Source organism: Streptomyces sp. P9(2023) (assembly GCF_032436795.1).
Taxonomy (GTDB): Bacteria; Actinomycetota; Actinomycetes; order Streptomycetales; family Streptomycetaceae; genus Streptomyces.
Window position 1 is genome coordinate 1 of record NZ_JAUPWM010000727.1, and the last position, 248, is coordinate 248.

General features: G+C 70.2%; 1 protein-coding gene. It reads left to right on the forward strand.

Features of this window, described 5'->3' with window-relative positions; translation table 11 throughout:
- Window positions 1–30: 30 nt before the first annotated feature.
- Window positions 31–248 (forward strand): hypothetical protein (locus tag Q5762_RS39255; protein WP_315897105.1); only part of this gene is annotated, 218 nt, incomplete at its 3' end.

A 248-nucleotide genomic window follows, 5' to 3' on the forward strand; every position in this document is an offset into this window, starting at 1 on the left:
GCGTGCAAAGCGGAGAGAATGGAGGGAAATGTGAAGCCCAAGATGCTGGGGCTCCTTGGAGCACTTATTTTCGCGGCGCCCGTCGCCGCTGTCGCCGCCCCCGCGGGCGGCCTCACCGCCGAGTCGGCCGCTCCGGCGATCGTCGCTCCGGCTGTCGACACCAACGCTGCTGCCACGCCCGGCACCTCCGCCAAGATCGAGAAGGTCTGGTGGCGTCGCGGCTGGGGCTGGCGCGGTTACGGCTGGCG